This is a genomic window from Cohnella baijiui (assembly GCF_020731285.1).
In the GTDB taxonomy this organism is placed as follows: Bacteria; Bacillota; Bacilli; order Paenibacillales; family Paenibacillaceae; genus Cohnella.
Genome location: NZ_JAJFOW010000006.1, coordinates 126,292 through 141,015 on the forward strand (window position 1 = coordinate 126,292; position 14,724 = coordinate 141,015).

A 14,724-nucleotide genomic window follows, 5' to 3' on the forward strand; every position below is an offset into this window, starting at 1 on the left:
TCCGCGGCGATTGGGTTTATAATTAAGACATAAATTCTCATAGGGAAAGAAGGAATAATCCATGGCTAAAGTCCGCGTCCGCAACACCGGCGAACTGATCGAAGGCGAAGAAAATGTCCGCTCGTTCCTGGCCAAGCAAGAAGTGCTTTACGAACACTGGAATCCGGCCAAGCTGCCGGAGCGACTCCAGGAGAATTTCAACCTGTCCGCCGAAGACAAGGAAGAAATCCTGAAGACGTTCGACAGCGAGATCCGCGATCTGGCGAGCCGCCGCGGCTACAAGACCTGGGACATCGTCGTGCTGTCGGAGTCCACGCCGAACATTGAGGAGCTGTTGAAGAAATTCGAGCAGATCCATACGCACACCGAGGACGAAGTCCGCGCCATCACGGCAGGCGAAGGCATCTTCATCATCCGCGGCGACGAAAGCGTCGGCTACTTCGACGTCATCCTCTCCGCCGGGGACGTCATTTCCGTTCCGGAAGGCAGCGTTCACTTCTTCACCCTGACCGAAGCCAAAAAGGTCGTCGCCGTCCGTCTCTTTATCGAGACCGAAGGCTGGATCGCCCACCCGTACGAAGATCCGACGTTCGTCAAGTAATCCCGTGCGACCGCGAAACGCCAAAAAGGCCAATCCCTTCGAAGTTTCGGAAGGATTGGCCTTTTTTGGGGCAACTTGCAAGGCGTCTGACTAGGGAATCCGTGGACTAGAGCTTGGCAAGCAGCTCCGGCAGCTCGTCCAGTCGCGCGATTTCGTGGCGGGGCACGATCTCATCGTTACGCGAAGCGCCGTGCCGGTTGATCCAAATGGAGATCATCCCGACACCGTTCGCGCCTTGGATATCGGTCGTCAGCTTGTCGCCGACCATGACCGCCTCTTCCACTTCGACGCCGAGGCGCTCGACGGCATGCGCGAACAGCCTGGGCGAGGGCTTGCCCTCTCCGAACCGCCCGGAAATGACGATCTCGTCGAAATAAGGCGCGAGTTCGGGCGTCATCGCCAGCTTTTCTTCTTGCAGATCGGGAGATCCGTTCGTCAAGAGGAGGAGCTTGTACTTCCCCTTCAGCGCGTTCAGCACGTCGTACGTTTCTTCATAAACGAGCGGCAGCTTGCGGCGGTGAGACGGAAACAGCTCGGCCAACTCGGCACCTAGAGCCGGATTGTCGACGCCCAGCGCGGCAAGTCCGCGGGTCCACGCTTCGCGGCGGTAGCCGGGCACGATTTGCGCCATTTTGCGAAACATGTCGTGCTCGCCGGCCGTGAAGTTGCCCCACAGCCCTTCGAACGGATTGATGCCGATCATCTTCGTGAACGGATACGTCTCGTACGTCTCGTAAAGCGCGCGCGCTTCGGCGCGAACCGCTTCCTCCAGCGCGGCCGGATCGACGCCCGCCGCTTGTGCAGCGGCTTGACAGGTCGCTTCGAATGCTTGCTTCACGCTGCGGTCGTCCCAAAGCAGCGTATCGTCCAGGTCGAACAGCACCGCCCGAATCGTCATATTCTCTCTCTCCCCCATGCTTGCGTCTCTATCTAAGGCCGAAATGGCCGACTTACTTCGTCTTGACTTCCCAATCGATCTTGTTCGCGGTCGCGAACTCGTGCAAGCGCTCGCCCATCTTTTCGATCGGGAAACGGTTCATCAGCCTGGAAAATACCCAGTTGCCGCCTTTCACCGTCTCGATGATGATGTAGCCGGGCTGCTGCACGATCTTGCGGATCTCCAGCGGCTTCAGCGTCTTGTAGCCGGCGAAGCGACGCGTCTCGAGACGGTCCTTGGATACGGCGAGGAACGGACGGCGCAAGGCGTAGAAGAAGGCGAGCAGCACGTAGCACCCGACCGTCAGCCAAAACATGGTCGGATCCTGGTTGAACTTCGACGACCAAGGCTGGAACAGAATGATATAGAACAAAATGAGCAAAAGCAGCAGCGCCGGCATCACGAAGCTGCGTCCTTTGAAGCGGTCGATTTGCGCTGTCGGCGCCGATAGCGACTGCTTTCCTTCCTTTTTACGCCGTTTGTTCACTTGCTTGGAGTTGCGTTCGACCATCCGTTCCCATGAGCGTGACAAGATTGGCTCCCCCTATCTGATATCAACGGCCGCGACATCCATGCCCGGCCGGCCCATCCGCGCAGTCAGTGCGTAAGGTTGTTCTTCGGCGGCTCGTCCGTAAATTCGATCCGGTCGAGCTCCTGGCGGAAATTGCGTTTGAAGATTTCCAAATAACGCTGCCGAAGGGCTTGGCGCTCTACGGTCTCTTCGTCGGTCAATCCCACCGTCTTGTGCTTTTTCGCAAGCTCGTTGATTCTGGCGATCAGCCGGTCCATATCCATGCGTGACACCTCCCGAAATACCTCTTCTACTTTGACATTTTCGCAGGGGCGTTGTCAAGGAAGCTAACGGCAAAAAGAGGCCGACGAAGTCGGCCTCTCCAAGGGGGGCATTCACGTTCAGGAGGCAGGCTGGGAAGCGATCGAAGACGGGATGATCAAAGACTGCCCGCTCACCAGCTCGGAGGACGAAAGCGCATTGCGCTTCATGATCCGATGGATTGCCTCGCGGGTATCCAAGCCGTCGCGCTTGACCGATTCGGCGATCGACCAAAGCGAATCCCCGCTGTCGACCAGCACCGTGAACTCTTGCGCGGATGCCGGCTGTGGCGCGGACTCCCCTGCAAACGATCGTACGACCGCAAAGCCGCTGAACAACAGCAGGAAAGCCAAGAGGAAAAAGACGCTGCGCGCTCCGCGGAATCCCAGCGAAGCAACCCGCTCGCGGCGATTGCGCACCGCCCCGACAGATTGCCCATCCCCCGCGCGCCGCATTTCCGCCGTCGAAGCGGAAGCCGATCCGGATCCCAGTACCCATGCTTGAACCATGAACGCCACCCCAAACATTTGTTCTTGTTTGTATCTTAGCACGAACATATGTTTGAGTCAACGAAAAAATCGAACATTTGTTCCTTCTGGCATTCATCCTTTCCTTCGAGATCCTTTTAATAAGTAGGAAAACGGAAACACGAAGGCCGCCGGGCGGCGGAGAACGAGCCTCGCGCGAGGCAAGCGAACGCCATTGGGAACGGATGTTCCGAGAGAACGAGTGTTTGTGCGAACTCCGGTTCTGTGTTATAATTTGTCATCATGTACTCTTTCGTTCCGAGGAGGGCTTCGCCCGTGTCGAAGATGTCCAACCGCCAGACCGCTATTTTGGAATTCATAAAGAACGAAGTCCGCGACAAAGGCTATCCCCCTTCCGTTCGGGAGATCGGCGAGGCCGTCGGCCTCGCCTCGAGCTCGACGGTCCACGGCCATCTGGACCGCCTGGAGAAGAAAGGCCTGATCCGCCGCGACCCGACCAAGCCCCGGGCGATCGAGATCACGGACGGCGAAGACGATCCCGTCGTGCGTTTCGCCCAGACCGTCCGCCAAGTCCCCCTCGTCGGCAAGGTTACGGCAGGCGTGCCGATCACCGCTACCGAGAACATCGAGGATTACTACCCTCTGCCGGCCCAGATGGTCGGCGAGCAGACGGTCTTCATGCTCTCCGTCCGAGGCGACAGCATGATCGAAGCCGGCATCCACGACGGCGACTACGTCATCGTGCGGCAGCAGCCGACGGCCAACAACGGCGAGATCGTCGTCGCCATGACCGAGGAAGACGAAGCGACCGTCAAGACGTTCTACAAGGAACGCGATCACATCCGCCTCCAGCCGGAGAACAGCACAATGGAGCCCATTCGCCTGAACAAGGTCAGCATCCTGGGCAAAGTCATCGGCCTGATCCGCAGCTTCCGCTGATCCGGCGCGCTCGCCGGGCGTACAAGCTTCGACCGGTTCCCAGCGTGCGGCTCGCAACCGCGCTTGAAGCATATCCGATTGCCAAGACCTCCTCCCGACTTCGTTCGGCTGGAGGTTTTTGATTACGCGCAAGTCGGTCCATCGATCCGAAACGCAAAAAAGCGGGAGCCCGAGACTTGCCCGAGACTCCCGCTTATTTTCGCGTGCAGACGACCGTTAGTACATCGTCAAATATTGATCCCGCTCCCACTGATGGACCTGGGTGCGGTACATGTCGTATTCGATTTCCTTCATTTCAAAGAAGTGGCTGAGCGCGTGATCGCCGAGCGCGTCGCAGACGACTTCGTCGCGCAGCATCTCGGAGAGCGCCTCGCGCAAGTTGAGCGGCAGGCTCGGAATGCCGGCGTCGACGCGCTCCTCTTCGGACATGACGTAGATGTTGCGGTCGACCGGAGCCGGGAGCGACGTCTTGTTGCGGATGCCGTCGAGACCCGCCTTCAGCATAACAGCGAGCGCCAGGTACGGATTGGCGGCCGGATCCGGATTGCGCACTTCTACGCGCGTGCTGAGGCCGCGGGAAGCCGGAATGCGGATCATCGGGCTGCGGTTGCTCGCGGACCAAGCGACGTAGCACGGCGCTTCGTAGCCCGGCACGAGGCGTTTGTACGAGTTGACCGTCGGGTTGGTGATGGCGGCCATTCCGCGCGCATGCTGCAGGATGCCGGCCATGTAATGGCGGGCCACCGTGCTCAGGCCGAGACGGTCGTTCGCGTCGTAGAAGGCGTTCTCCCCGCCGCGGAACAGCGACTGGTGGCAGTGCATGCCCGAGCCGTTCATCCCGAACAGCGGCTTCGGCATGAAGGTGGCGTGCAGGCCATGCTGGCGGGCGATCGTCTTGACGACAAGTTTAAACGTCTGAATCTGGTCGGCAGCGCGGATCGCATCGGCATATTTAAAATCGATCTCGTGCTGACCGGGCGCGACTTCGTGGTGGGACGCCTCGATTTCGAAGCCCATCTCTTCGAGCATGAGCACGATATCGCGGCGGCAATTTTCCCCGAGGTCGGTCGGCGCCAGATCGAAATACCCGCCCTGGTCGTTCAATTCGGTCGTCGGATTGCCCTTCTCGTCCGTCTGGAACAGGAAGAACTCCGGCTCCGGTCCAACGTTCATCGCAGTGTAGCCCATCTCTTCGGCTTCCTGGAGCGCACGCTTCAGAATGCCGCGGGGGTCGCCGGCGAACGGCGTGCCATCCGGCATGTAGACGTCGCAGATCAGACGGGCTACGCGATCCTGCGTCACCCAAGGGAACACGACCCACGTGTCGAGATCCGGATAGAGGTACATGTCAGATTCTTCGATCCGAACGTAACCTTCGATGGAAGAACCATCGAACATCATTTTATTGTCAAGCGCTTTGGTCAACTGGCTGACGGGAATTTCGACGTTTTTGATGATGCCCATCAAGTCCGTAAATTGGAGGCGGATAAAGCGGACGTTCTCTTCTTTGGCGATGCGAATGATATCCTCGCGGGTGTAGCTCATGGGAACCTCCTATAGTTTGGTCGTTTCGATGGATAAGCTGCTCTACTTGTTCTTGAAGAAACGCGACAGTTCCCCTTGGATCAGCGAAACTTGTCCCGGGCGCTTGTTGCCGGACATCAGCTGCTGCTTGAGCATCCGGTGGAGCTGCGAATCCGACATCTCGCGGCGCTTGACCTCGGATTGTTCGTTCATAATCGTACCGTCGTCGACGCCTTCGCCGACCGGGTTCATCACCTGCTTGATGCCGGCGATGTTCACGCCCTTCTCGATGAGCGATTTGATCTCGAGCAGGCGTTCGACGTCATTGAAAGAAAACAACCGTTGATTGCCTGCCGTCCTCGCGGGTTGGATCAGTTCATGTTGTTCGTAATAGCGGATTTGCCGGGCCGTCAGGTCGGTCAGCTTCATTACGATGCCGATCGGGAACAGCGCCATGTTTCTGCGTATTTCATCGCCAGCCATCTCGTATCAACCTTCCATCTTGACGCGTTATAATTGAAATCAACTCCATTGTAGCTCCGTTCCAAAAACGTGTCAAGGAATGTGAGGTTTAATTACGATTACCCGCACAAAAGATCGCCCTTTTACGGAATCGAATGGGATGCGAGTGTAATACGGATGTGAAGCGAATGTGATGCGAATGTCAAGCAGGCGTCACCCGATCATGTCTTTGCGGCGCAAATCCTCCCACGCCTGACGGACGGCCAGCTTCACGTGCGCATAGGTCAAACCTCCCTGCATATACGCAATATAAGGCTCGCGGATCGGCGCGTCGGCGGACAGCTCCAGGCTGCCTCCCTGAATAAAGGTGCCCGCCGCCATGATGACCGGACTCTCGTAGCCGGGCATGTCCCACGGCTCGGGAACGACGTGCGCGTCGACGGCCGCCGCGCGCTGCACCGCCTGCACGAATGCGATGAGCGGTTCCGGCGAGCGGAAACGGATCGCTTGAATGAGGTCGGTACGCGGATCGTTCCACTTCGGATGCGTCTCGAACCCGAGCGTTTCGAAAACGGCGGCCGCAAAAATGCTTCCTTTCACCGCCTGGCTCACGAGCAGCGGCGCGAGAAACAGTCCTTGGTAAAGCGAACGCGTCGTCCCGAGCATCGCACCGACTTCGCCCCCGATCCCCGGGGCCGTCAGCCGGTACGCGGCCAGCTCCACGAGATCGGCCCTGCCCGCGATGTATCCCCCGCTAGCCGCCAGCCCGCCGCCCGGGTTTTTGATCAACGAGCCCGCGATCAGATCGACGCCGACCTGCGGCGGCTCGAGTGCTTCCGTAAATTCGCCATAGCAATTGTCGACGAAAATGATCGCGTCCGGCTTCAGCCGCCGCAGCCGCTCCGTCATGTCGCGGATGTCGTCGATCGTAAACGACGGCCGCCAGTCGTAGCCGCGCGAACGCTGAATGGCGAATACGCGGGTCCGGTCGGTCACGGCGCGCGCGACGCCATCCCAATCGACCCGCCCGTCCGCTTCGAGCGGCACGGCCGAGGACGCGATGCCCCAGTCGGCCAGCGACCCCCTGCCGTCGCCGGGCTTGCCGATGACGTTGTGCAGCGTGTCGTAGGGCTGCCCGGTGACGAACAGCAGCTCATCCCCGGGACGCAAAACGCCGAATAGCGCCGTGCCGATCGTATGCGTGCCGGAGACGAAGTGAGGCCGCACGAGCGCCGCCTCCGCGCCGAAAACGTCCGCGTATACGAGATCCAGCACCTCGCGCCCGCGGTCGTTGTAGCCGTATCCCGTCGAGGATGCGAAGTGATAGTCGCTTACTTTGTGTGCCTGAAAGGCGCGAATGACCTTCCATTGATTTCGTTCGGCCATGCGGTCCATGGCCTGAAGCTGCGAAGCGGCCAACCGTTCGGCCGTATCGGCCATCGTATCCCATTGCGTTTCCATGCGATCGTTCGTCATGCCTCTCTCGTTCCCCATTCCGGTCTTTGTCATGTCCGTTCGCATTCCGAATCTCCCAAGCAAAAAAAACGGCCCCGCCGCCGAAGGACGACGAAGCCGATGCGTTACCCGCTCAAACTTCCGCTTCCGATGCCGCCGGCTGCGCGATTGGCTCCGCCCGGAATGGCTCCAGCGGGCCTCCCCACTTCTCCATGTCGACCGGATTGACGCGCAGCGTGAGCACCACGTCCTCTTCCTCGGTATCCCGCACCAGCACGTCCCCGACCCGGTACGCAAGCGCGGAGAGATCCCCGCGCGAGGCAGGCAGCCGCAGCTTGACGACGCCACCCAGAAGCTTGTCCTCGATCCGGTGCAGCAGGCGGTCCAAATCTTGTCGGTCGAACGCGCTGAGCCGGACCGCGTCGGCGCCGCCGACGAGCAGTCCGATCGCCGCGGCGGGCACCTGGTCGATCTTGTTGTACACGATCAGCGTCGGCTTGCCGGCCGCCCCCAGCTCGCCCAGCACCTCCTCGACGACGGCCTGCTGCCGGTCCCGCATCGGAGAAGACGCATCCACCACGTGCAGCAGCAGATCGGCCTCGTTCGCCTCCTCCAGCGTGGCGCGGAAGGCTGCGACGAGATCGTGCGGCAGGTTCTGAATAAAGCCGACGGTGTCGGTCAGCAGCACTTCCTTGCTGCTTGGGAGCCGTAGCGCCCGGGTCGTCGGATCCAGCGTCGCGAACAGCTTGTCCTCGGCAAGCACGTCGGCCGAGGTGAGCTGACGAAGCAGCGTCGACTTGCCGGCATTGGTGTAGCCGACGAGCGCGACCTGCACGACGCCGGCTTTTTTGCGGCGCTCGCGGTGAAGGTGGCGGTGCGCGACGACTTCCCGTAGCTGCCGCTTCAGCTCCCCGATCCGGTTGCGGATATGCCGGCGGTCGGTTTCCAGTTTCGTCTCCCCCGGTCCCCGCGTGCCGATGCCGCCGCCCAGCCGGGACAGATTCACCCCTTGGCCGGACAGCCGCGGCAGCAAGTAGGTGAGCTGAGCCAGCTCGACCTGCAGGATGCCTTCGCGCGTCTTGGCGCGTCCCGCGAAAATATCGAGAATGAGCTGTGTGCGGTCGATGATTTTGACGTCGAGCTCGGCTTCGAGATTGCGGACCTGCGCGCCGGACAGCTCCTGGTCGAAGATCGCCGTCGTTACGCCTTCCGCCGCGATCGCGGCCTTCAGCTCCTGCGCCTTGCCTTTGCCGACGAACCACTTGGTATCCGGGACATCGCGATTTTGCATAATTTGCCCGGCAACTTCGACGCCGGCCGTCTCCGCGAGATGAACCAGCTCCTGCAACGAGTGCTTCGGATCGGAGCCGGACCGCCGGACTTCGTCGGTCACCAGGCTCACCAGCAGCGCCCGTTCGCGAAGGTCCGCTCCGGTATCGTACGTATTTTGCTTCATATCGGGTAAGAGAGCCTCCATCGGTTGAGACATGACATGTTATTCTTACCCCGAACCGCGCGACGCGATTGGCCGCCGATCAGGCGTTAAGGGCGGCGCTCTCGGGGAAGCGCAGCGAAGGTCCGGTTTCTATCCTTTCCCAAACGGCGCAAAAAAAGCGAGGCCGACGCGCACCGCTTGCTGCAGCGAGGCCGATTCGCCGCCGTTACGGCGGCGAGGCGGCGCCGGGCGCAGGCTGGGGCGTCCCCGCCGGGGACGAAAGACGCAGATCCTCGGGGCGCAGGCCGACGAGCTCCTGCCGCCCGGGAGAGTCCACGGGGTACATCTGCAGCAGCCGGACGGCTTGGTTGCGGATTGCCCGCTCCAACACATTCCGCACGAATCGGGCGTTGCTGAAGTGGTAGATCGCCTCGCCCTTCTCCTGCAGCACCAACTGGCGAAGTTTGAAGAGCGACTGCGGCATCAGGACGTAATCCCGCTCGCGCGCCATGCCTTCGGCGATCTGCACGAGCTGGTCGATGCTGTAATCGGGAAACTCCATCTGGATCGGGAACCGTGAGGGCAGTCCCGGATTGGTCAGCATGAACATGTCGATCTCCATCGTATAGCCGGCGAGAATCAGGACGAATTGATTTTTGTAGTCTTCCATCGCCTTCACGAGCGTGTCGATCGCTTCCTTGCCGAAGTCCTTTTCCCCGCCTCTCGCGAGACTGTAGGCCTCGTCGACGAACAGGACGCCGCCCAGCGCCTTCTTTACGAGATCCCGCGTCTTCTGCGCCGTATGGCCGATGTATTCGCCGACGAGATCGGCGCGCTCCACTTCGACCAGATGGCCCTTGGCGAGCAGGCCCATCCCCTGGAACAGCTTCGCGAGCAGCCGCGCGACCGTCGTCTTGCCCGTTCCCGGATTTCCCTTGAAGATCATGTGGTACACGTGCGCTTGGCTGTGCAGGCCGGCCTCTCCTCGATATTGTGCGATCTGGAGAAGAGCGTATATCTCGTAGACGAGCTCCTTGACGTTGTCGAGTCCGACCATGCGGTCGAGCTCCTTCTGCCACTCCGACCAGGGTCCGTTCGCAGGGAGGCTCCGTGCCGACGCCGGGGGCTCGGACGGCGAGCCAGCGGCCGGCGCCGCGTCATGGCTCCGCAATACGACGTTGATTTGCCGGGAAGGCCGAGCAGCCGCGGCATCCCGCGTCCCCGTAGCTCTCGTGTTCATCGCGCTTTCCACCCCGCAGACGAATGTCGACGAAATTGCCGCATTATCAATCTATTCGGAGCGGTCAGGCGGCATGCAACAACCACTTCTGTCCCAGCCATTTTGTATAGGCAAGCACTTCCCGGGTCCGGTGGTAGGCCATGTTCAAGACATGGGACAGCGTCACCTGCACCTGCACATCCCGATAGCCGAGCGTGCGCGCGATATCCAGCGCGCGCGCGCCGTGGTACTGGTGCGTAACGACGACGGCCGTCCGCCAGCCGCGTTCGTCCATGATCGCCCGGGAAAAGAGCAAATTCTCGTAGGTGCTTCGGGAGGCGTCATCAAGCACGATCGCGTCCGCCGGAACCCCGTGGGAGAGCAAATAATCGCGCATTCCTTCGGCCTCCGTAACCGTCGCTCCGCCGGCGTCGAGCCCGCCGGATACGATGAAGCGGTCGAACGTCCCCGCCTTGTACAGCGAAAGCGCCAAATCCAGCCTTTCCTGGAGCCCCGGGCTCGGCCTGTCGTTCCAGAGCCTGGCGCCGAGCACGATGCCGACGTCCGCGCGGTGCGGCTTTGCCCCTGCGGGCGCTCCGTCAAATCGGGCGATATGAACGTAGATCGCCGTGCACCAGGCCGCCAGCGCGAGCAGCCCGACAAGCGCGGTCCAAGCGATGACGCGGAGGAAGCGTCGCCGCTTCGGCCGTCGAACGGCGGCAAGACGGCGTTGCGCCGAATCCGGTCGCTCCGCGTTCATCTCGTCCCGTTCTCCCACCCGAGCCGTTCGAGGAACAGCTTGCGGTGCTGCAGGCTAAGTTCAAAGTAAGGAAATTTTTTCTGCCGGATCAGCGACAGCAGCCGATTGGCCGTACGCTGCGCCATCGCGGAATCGCGGGCGGTAATATGACCCTCGTCGAGCGCCTCCTCCAGCTCGTCCTCGTCCAATAGCAGCGTCTCACCGCTCGGGAGGACGACGATGTCCAGGTACAAGTCGTCGAACCAGGGCACTTGCTGATCGGTGAGCCCCTGCGTCTTGCAGATGTCGATGTACCATTGCACGACGTTGCCTTTGTCGTCGAACATCGTCGTGACGACGAAGTGCTCGCCGCGGGGGAAGTGCTGCGTCCACAAATAACCCTTGTCCGCCAGGCACATCCGCTTGCCGTTGTACTCCTTCCAGAGCGGATCGCGCAGCTCGTGGATGCGGTACAGCGTGACGAAACCGCGGAAGTAAGGCTCATCCATCGGAATGCAGGCGTAGCTCTTCTTCAATATTCGGCGCCAATTGGCCCGGTCCGAAAATTTACGTTTCATAGTCCTCTCTCGTTCCCAAATGCAGATTTACACAAAGCTTACCACAACTTACCGTCCGTCACCAGTTGACGGCGCGGGCAGCCGGGCGAATGCCGTCTCAGACCAGCGCGTGGCGCATGCGGACGTGCAAAATGCCGGCGTCGAGGAATGTCTCGTCCGACACCTTCTCGTATCCGAGCTTGGCGTAGAACGCCTCCGCGCTGCACTGCGCGTCCAGGATCGCTTCCGTGCAGCCGCGCGCCGCGGCGTCGGCTTCCATAGCCCGCACGAGCAGGCGTCCGACCGATTTGCCGCGATGATCGGCCAGCACCGCGATGCGTTGGAGCTTGGCGGCTCCGGGCTTGTACGGGCGCCATCGCGCAGCGCCGATCGGCGTCTCGCCGTCCAGCGCGAGGAAGTGGCGGCAGGCGTCGGGAGAAGCATCGAACTCGTCCACTTCGAGGTCCATGGGAACCCCCTGCTCCCGGACGAACACTTCCGTGCGGATGCGAAGGCCGGCGGCCAGTTGTTCGGAATCGTTTACGGCGATACAGTTCATGTTGAATGGCTCCTTGTCTGAAGAGATGGCAAAGGGGAACAAGCGTCATCGCTTGCTCCCCTTCCGGATGTGCGTTCGTTCAAGGCGTCGGGGTCGGGGTCAGATCCGTCGCCCCGCCTCGGTCTCCGCGTTGACCCACCGCCGGCGCGTTCGTCGGCGTCGGGGTCGGCGACGGCGGCGGCGTCTCGCCTCCCGGTGGCGGCGTCACTTCTCCCGGCGGCGGTGTCACTTCTCCCGGCGGAGGCGACTCGCCGTCCGGCGGAGGCGTCTCCTCCGGCGGAGGCGTCTCCTCCGGCGGAGGCGTTTCTTCCAATCCGGTCGTAACCGTGATGGTCACCTGGTTGGACTCCGCGCCTTCCGTCTTGGTCGATGCTTGGTAAGGTCTGACGTAGTAAGTGTACGTCATCTCGGGCAGGATTGCCATATCCTCGTAAGCCGGCGTATACGATTCGGCGAGCAGGCTGAACTTGGACTCGCCGTCGGCTTTGCGGTAGATCTTGTATGTGACCTCGTCCCCTTGGACCGCCGACCAGCCCAGATCGATGGCCACTTGCTGATCGTCGTACGTCCCGCTCAAATCCTTGATCCCTTCCGGCGGCTTCGTCTCTTGTACGTTCTTCGGTTCCGGGAAGCTGAGCTTCTCGTGACCGGAGAGCGCTTTGGACATGACTTGGGAGAACAGGGCGGCCGCCTGGCCGCTGCTCTTTTGCACGTAGTGATCTTTGTCCGTCTTGTCGTATCCCATCCAGACGGCCGCCGTCCACTCGGGTGTATAGCCGACGAACCAAACGTCGCGGTTGCCGCTCGATTTGACGCCCGGGATGCCGAGCTGGGTCGTGCCCGTCTTGCCGGCTACGGTCCGGCCGTTCATTTGCGCCTTCGTCCCCGTACCGCCCGAGACGACGCCTTTCAGGATGTCGGTCACGTAGTAGGCCGTCGTGTCTTTGATGACCTGCTTGGCGTTGTTCTTGACCGTGTAGACCGGCTCTTTGGACCCGTTTTCGATCTTCAGAATGCTGTGCGGATCCTGGAGCTGGCCGCCGTTCGCGAACGTGCCGTACGCGCGCGCCATCTGAATCGGGGTGACCCCCTTCGTCAAACCGCCGAGCGCGATCGCGAGGTTGCGGTCGTCCTTGTCGAGCGTGATGCCGAGTTTGTCCGCGAACTTGATGCCCGTGGATACGCCGATCTCGTTAAGCAGCCAGACGGCCGGCTGGTTCCGGGATTCGCGGATCGCTTCCTTCATACTCACGGCGCCGATATACTTTTTGCCGTTGGAGTCGGTCGGACAATACTTGCCTTTGTCGTAACAGATTTTGTCGTCGCGGAGCGTCGACCACGGGAAGTAGTCCCCCGATTCGATCGCCGGGCCGTACGAGACGATCGGCTTGAACGAGGAGCCCGGCTGCCGCCCTTTGGTCACCCGGTTCCACCCGTTGCGCTCGTAGTCGCGTCCGCCGACCATCGCCTTGAGCGAGCCGTCGTGCTGATCCATGATCACCATGGCGCCCTGGATCGGGATCTCGTCCTTGCTCTTCTCGAAGTTCGAATCTTTGGCGAATGCCGCTTCCATCGCTTCCTGCGCGGGAATGTCGATCGTCGTATAGATCGTATAGCCGCCGGTCAGAAGTTCCTCTTCCTCCAGCCCCAGCACCTTCTGGGCCTCGTCCACGACATAGTCGGTAAAGGAAGCGAACTTGCCGCGCTGATCCTTCGGCACGACCGACGGATCGTAGTCGACGGCGGCCGCTTGGGCGCGCTCTTCTTCGGTGATCAGCCCTTGGTCCTCCATCAGCTTCAGAATGACGCCGCGGCGTTCCTTGGACTTCTCCGGATCCTTGACCGGATTGTAGATGTTCGGCCCCTTCGGTATGCCCGCCAGCGTGGCGATCTGCCACAGCTCCAGCTTGTTCAGGTCCCCGACGTTGAAATAATACTTGGCGGCGGTTTTGATGCCGTATTGGCCTTTGCCGAAGTAAATCCGGTTCAAATACAGCTCCAGAATCTCTTCCTTCGACTTGTGGTTCTCGAGGGCGAGCGCAATCGACGCTTCGGTGCCTTTGCGGAACCAGGTCTTGTCGGAGCTCAGGAACAGGTTGCGCGCCAGCTGCTGCGTGATCGTGCTGGCGCCTTCGGCCATGCTGCGGGCGACGACGTCCTTGACGAGCGCCCGGCCGATGCCCCACAAGTCGACGCCGCCGTGTTCGTAGAACCGCTTGTCCTCCGTCGCGACGAAGGCGTCCTGCACTTTTTTCGGGATGTCTTTGAATTGAATATATTCCCGGTTCCCTTCGGCGACGGACAGCTTGGAGATTTCCTTGCCGTTCGCGTCCGCGATAATGGTGGCCCGGTCCATGTTGTTCAGCTTGTTTTCGTTGGTGGCCAGGATGCGCTCGCCGTTCAGGATGACGAGCAGATAGCCGACGACCGCGCATACGACCGCGAACAAGACGACGAAAAATAGCCAGATGAAGGCGGCGCGCTTGCGGTTTTTGCGCTTGGGAGCCTTCGAACGCCTGTCCTGTCCTTTGCTCTTCTTAGCTGTCGGTGCCATTTGGATCTCCCCTTTTCCACTTTGTCCTGCATTTCTCTATTTACGTCATACCCGCTTCAAAAGAAGAACAACCCGACGAACGGGTTGCTCGGTGGCCGGACTATTCCGTTAGACGCGAAAGGGGGGCGAAAGGTTTCATTCTCTTCCGCGAGGGACGCCTGCGATTAGGCGTCCGCTCCCGTGTCCTGCTGCTGAAGGGATACGTTGCGCTGCGGCGTAAACGTGCTGATGGCATGCTTGTATACCATCTGCTGCCGCCCTTCGCTGTCGATGACGATCGTAAAGTTGTCGAAGGCGCGTACGACGCCGCGGATTTGGAATCCGTTGGTCAGATAGACCGTGACCGGAATGCTGTCTTTGCGCAGCTGATTCAAAAACGTATCCTGGATGTTAATGGACTTGTTCATTGCCGTATCCCCCATC

The 14,724-nt window shown here is 60.8% G+C and carries 16 protein-coding genes; 2 read left to right on the plus strand and 14 right to left on the minus strand.

What is annotated here, in order from left to right; all coding sequences use genetic code 11:
* Window positions 1–61: 61 nt before the first annotated feature.
* Window positions 62–601, plus strand: a complete 540-nt coding sequence (locus tag LKX83_RS08935; protein ID WP_227881827.1) for a cupin domain-containing protein — start codon at window positions 62–64, stop codon at window positions 599–601.
* 106 nt (window positions 602–707) lie between these two features.
* Here the strand turns inward: LKX83_RS08935 and LKX83_RS08940 are convergent, their stop codons facing one another.
* The 4 genes from LKX83_RS08940 to LKX83_RS08955 form a co-directional block, all read right to left on the minus strand.
* Entirely contained in the window at window positions 708–1,499 is a 792-nt protein-coding gene (locus LKX83_RS08940) for an HAD family hydrolase (protein WP_227881828.1), read from the minus strand.
* 52 nt (window positions 1,500–1,551) lie between these two features.
* Window positions 1,552–2,070 carry a hypothetical protein gene (locus LKX83_RS08945; RefSeq protein ID WP_227881829.1) on the minus strand — a complete coding sequence of 173 codons (519 nt, stop codon included), beginning with the start codon at window positions 2,068–2,070 and terminating at the stop codon, window positions 1,552–1,554.
* A gap of 65 nt (window positions 2,071–2,135) precedes the next feature.
* Window positions 2,136–2,333 carry a DUF896 domain-containing protein gene (locus LKX83_RS08950; protein ID WP_227881830.1) on the minus strand — a complete coding sequence of 66 codons (198 nt, stop codon included), beginning with the start codon at window positions 2,331–2,333 and terminating at the stop codon, window positions 2,136–2,138.
* A gap of 117 nt (window positions 2,334–2,450) precedes the next feature.
* The gene (locus LKX83_RS08955; protein ID WP_227881831.1) at window positions 2,451–2,879 is read right to left on the minus strand and encodes a LysM peptidoglycan-binding domain-containing protein; all 429 of its coding nucleotides are present in this window, start codon (window positions 2,877–2,879) and stop codon (window positions 2,451–2,453) included.
* Window positions 2,880–3,173: 294 nt separating this feature from the next.
* Between LKX83_RS08955 and lexA the strand changes: the two genes are divergently transcribed.
* The gene (gene lexA, locus LKX83_RS08960) at window positions 3,174–3,797 is read left to right on the plus strand and encodes a transcriptional repressor LexA (protein ID WP_227881832.1); all 624 of its coding nucleotides are present in this window, start codon (window positions 3,174–3,176) and stop codon (window positions 3,795–3,797) included.
* Window positions 3,798–4,013: 216 nt separating this feature from the next.
* Here lexA and glnA read toward each other — a convergent pair whose 3' ends face one another.
* The 10 genes from glnA to hfq all read right to left on the minus strand — a co-directional run bounded on the left by glnA (window position 4,014) and on the right by hfq (window position 14,708).
* The gene (gene glnA, locus LKX83_RS08965) at window positions 4,014–5,342 is read right to left on the minus strand and encodes a type I glutamate--ammonia ligase (RefSeq protein ID WP_227881833.1); all 1,329 of its coding nucleotides are present in this window, start codon (window positions 5,340–5,342) and stop codon (window positions 4,014–4,016) included.
* A 42-nt stretch (window positions 5,343–5,384) separates the two neighbouring features.
* On the minus strand, window positions 5,385–5,804 hold the full coding sequence (locus LKX83_RS08970) for a MerR family transcriptional regulator (RefSeq protein WP_227881834.1): 420 nt from the start codon (window positions 5,802–5,804) through the stop codon (window positions 5,385–5,387).
* Between the two features lie 192 nt (window positions 5,805–5,996).
* On the minus strand, window positions 5,997–7,259 hold the full coding sequence (locus LKX83_RS08975) for a methionine gamma-lyase family protein (protein ID WP_370639052.1): 1,263 nt from the start codon (window positions 7,257–7,259) through the stop codon (window positions 5,997–5,999).
* Between the two features lie 112 nt (window positions 7,260–7,371).
* Window positions 7,372–8,694 carry a GTPase HflX gene (gene hflX, locus LKX83_RS08980; protein WP_227881835.1) on the minus strand — a complete coding sequence of 441 codons (1,323 nt, stop codon included), beginning with the start codon at window positions 8,692–8,694 and terminating at the stop codon, window positions 7,372–7,374.
* 205 nt (window positions 8,695–8,899) lie between these two features.
* On the minus strand, window positions 8,900–9,913 hold the full coding sequence (locus LKX83_RS08985) for an AAA family ATPase (RefSeq protein WP_227881836.1): 1,014 nt from the start codon (window positions 9,911–9,913) through the stop codon (window positions 8,900–8,902).
* Between the two features lie 64 nt (window positions 9,914–9,977).
* On the minus strand, window positions 9,978–10,652 hold the full coding sequence (locus LKX83_RS08990; protein ID WP_227881837.1) for a YdcF family protein: 675 nt from the start codon (window positions 10,650–10,652) through the stop codon (window positions 9,978–9,980).
* Complete coding sequence (locus tag LKX83_RS08995; RefSeq protein ID WP_227881838.1) at window positions 10,649–11,209, minus strand: ribonuclease FAU-1 family protein; 561 nt, start codon at window positions 11,207–11,209, stop codon at window positions 10,649–10,651. The genes LKX83_RS08990 and LKX83_RS08995 overlap by 4 nt, the downstream gene beginning before the upstream one ends.
* A 97-nt stretch (window positions 11,210–11,306) precedes the next feature.
* Window positions 11,307–11,747, minus strand: coding sequence for a GNAT family N-acetyltransferase (locus tag LKX83_RS09000; protein ID WP_227881839.1), 441 nt, complete (start codon window positions 11,745–11,747; stop codon window positions 11,307–11,309).
* Between the two features lie 79 nt (window positions 11,748–11,826).
* Window positions 11,827–14,301 (minus strand): transglycosylase domain-containing protein, encoded by a 2,475-nt coding sequence (locus LKX83_RS09005; protein ID WP_227881840.1) that lies wholly within the window; start codon window positions 14,299–14,301, stop codon window positions 11,827–11,829.
* Window positions 14,302–14,465: 164 nt separating this feature from the next.
* Window positions 14,466–14,708, minus strand: coding sequence for an RNA chaperone Hfq (gene hfq / locus LKX83_RS09010; protein WP_185140595.1), 243 nt, complete (start codon window positions 14,706–14,708; stop codon window positions 14,466–14,468).
* Between the last annotated feature and the right edge of the window lie 16 nt (window positions 14,709–14,724).

What these genes read in the sequence shown, in the direction of transcription:
- LKX83_RS08935 (WP_227881827.1), top strand. Translation starts at nt 62, where the DNA reads ATGGCTAAAGTCCGCGTCCGCAACACCGGCGAACTGATCGAAGGCGAA.
- LKX83_RS08940 (WP_227881828.1), bottom strand. Translation starts at nt 1,499, where the DNA reads ATGACGATTCGGGCGGTGCTGTTCGACCTGGACGATACGCTGCTTTGG.
- LKX83_RS08950 (WP_227881830.1), bottom strand. Translation starts at nt 2,333, where the DNA reads ATGGATATGGACCGGCTGATCGCCAGAATCAACGAGCTTGCGAAAAAG.
- LKX83_RS08955 (WP_227881831.1), bottom strand. Translation starts at nt 2,879, where the DNA reads ATGGTTCAAGCATGGGTACTGGGATCCGGATCGGCTTCCGCTTCGACG.
- glnA (WP_227881833.1), bottom strand. Translation starts at nt 5,342, where the DNA reads ATGAGCTACACCCGCGAGGATATCATTCGCATCGCCAAAGAAGAGAAC.
- LKX83_RS08970 (WP_227881834.1), bottom strand. Translation starts at nt 5,804, where the DNA reads ATGGCTGGCGATGAAATACGCAGAAACATGGCGCTGTTCCCGATCGGC.
- LKX83_RS08975 (WP_370639052.1), bottom strand. Translation starts at nt 7,259, where the DNA reads ATGACGAACGATCGCATGGAAACGCAATGGGATACGATGGCCGATACG.
- hflX (WP_227881835.1), bottom strand. Translation starts at nt 8,694, where the DNA reads ATGAAGCAAAATACGTACGATACCGGAGCGGACCTTCGCGAACGGGCG.
- LKX83_RS08985 (WP_227881836.1), bottom strand. Translation starts at nt 9,913, where the DNA reads ATGAACACGAGAGCTACGGGGACGCGGGATGCCGCGGCTGCTCGGCCT.
- LKX83_RS08990 (WP_227881837.1), bottom strand. Translation starts at nt 10,652, where the DNA reads ATGAACGCGGAGCGACCGGATTCGGCGCAACGCCGTCTTGCCGCCGTT.
- LKX83_RS08995 (WP_227881838.1), bottom strand. Translation starts at nt 11,209, where the DNA reads ATGAAACGTAAATTTTCGGACCGGGCCAATTGGCGCCGAATATTGAAG.
- LKX83_RS09000 (WP_227881839.1), bottom strand. Translation starts at nt 11,747, where the DNA reads ATGAACTGTATCGCCGTAAACGATTCCGAACAACTGGCCGCCGGCCTT.
- LKX83_RS09005 (WP_227881840.1), bottom strand. Translation starts at nt 14,301, where the DNA reads ATGGCACCGACAGCTAAGAAGAGCAAAGGACAGGACAGGCGTTCGAAG.
- hfq (WP_185140595.1), bottom strand. Translation starts at nt 14,708, where the DNA reads ATGAACAAGTCCATTAACATCCAGGATACGTTTTTGAATCAGCTGCGC.